The sequence below is a fragment of the Rhizobium sp. UFLA01-1127 genome, assembly GCF_059803845.1.
Genome location: NZ_JAUQTZ010000291.1, coordinates 1 through 1,387, shown reverse-complemented (window position 1 = coordinate 1,387; position 1,387 = coordinate 1). Strand labels below are relative to the sequence as shown.

The window sequence follows — 1,387 nt, the reverse complement described above, 5'->3', positions numbered from 1 at the left end:
GTTGCCATCCTGACCGGCGAAGGCAAGGGATTCTCGGCCGGCGGCGACATCAAGGCCTGGGGTGGAATGCGACCCGAAGAGTTCGGTCATGCCTGGGTCCGTCACGGTCATCGCATCTTCGAGCGGCTCGCAACGCTTCGCGTCCCGCTTATCGCAGCGCTCAATGGTCATGCGCTTGGCGGCGGGCTTGAGCTTGCGGGCGTCGCCGACATTCGTATTGCCGAGGAGCAGATCAAGATCGGCCTTCCCGAGACGGGTCTTGGCATGGTTCCCGGCTGGTCCGGGACCCAGCGTCTGGTGAAGCGCTTCGGCGCCCAGCTTGTGCGCCGGATGGCTCTTGGCGGAGAGATATTCACTGCCGAGGAAGCACGTGCTTTCGGCATCGTCGATGCAGTCACAACGACAGGTAACGCCGCCGCGGCGGCCAAGGAATATGCGGCGCGTATTGCAGCGCGCGGTCCTGCCGCCCTCGAAGTCGCCAAACTCATGATCGCCTCCGCAAATGGCGAGGACAACGGGACCGCCGTCGAGGCGCTGGGCTCGATCCTTGTTGCGAAGACGGGTGATCTAAAGGAGGGAGTGGCTTCCTTCACGCAGAAGCGCCCCGCACAGTTCAAAGGAGAATGGTAATGACGGTTCTGGTTGCTCCCAAGGCTCTCGCCGATCACAGGGCGCGCGATTTCAAGATGCTGATCGACGGCAAATGGGAGGCCGGCAGCACCCAGCCGATGGAACGTGTGGCACCGAGCCACGGCGTTGTCGTCAGCCGCTATCCGACGGGCACGAAGGCGGATGCCGAGCGCGCAATTGCCGCTGCGCGCAAAGCCTTTGATCATGGACCTTGGCCCCGGATGACCGCGTCCGAACGGTCTGGCGTTCTTCTGAAAGCCGCCGATCTGATCGCTGCGCGCTCCGAGGAACTCGCCTATCTCGACGCCATCGAAGCCGGAAAGCCGATCTCCCAGGTTCGCGGCGAGATTGCTGGTTCCGTCGACATCTGGCGCTATGCCGCGGCACTCGCCCGCGACCTGCATGGCGAGAGCTATAACACTCTAGGCGATGGCACGCTGGGCGTCGTTCTTCGTGAAGCCATCGGCGTGGTCTCGATCATCACACCATGGAATTTCCCGTTCCTGATCGTCGGTCAAAAGCTGCCTTTTGCCCTTGCCGCCGGCTGCACGACCGTCGTCAAGCCTTCCGAACTCACCTCCGGATCGACGCTCCTGCTGGGCGAGATTCTGCAAGAGGCCGGCCTCCCGGATGGTGCGGTCAACATCGTCACCGGCACCGGACCGGACGTGGGCGCGATCATGACAACGCATCCGCATGTCGATATGGTGTCCTTCACCGGTTCGACGGGGGTGGGCAAGCTGACGATGACCAATGC

Annotated in this window: 2 protein-coding genes; both read left to right on the top strand. The window is 63.0% G+C overall.

From position 1 onward, the window contains the following. Positions 1-630 (top strand): enoyl-CoA hydratase/isomerase family protein (locus Q4Q11_RS31800; RefSeq protein WP_498571979.1); only part of this gene is annotated, 630 nt, incomplete at its 5' end. Next, a partial coding sequence (locus tag Q4Q11_RS31795) for an aldehyde dehydrogenase family protein (RefSeq protein ID WP_498571978.1) occupies positions 624-1,387 on the top strand: 764 nt, incomplete at its 3' end. The genes Q4Q11_RS31800 and Q4Q11_RS31795, both read left to right, overlap by 7 nt.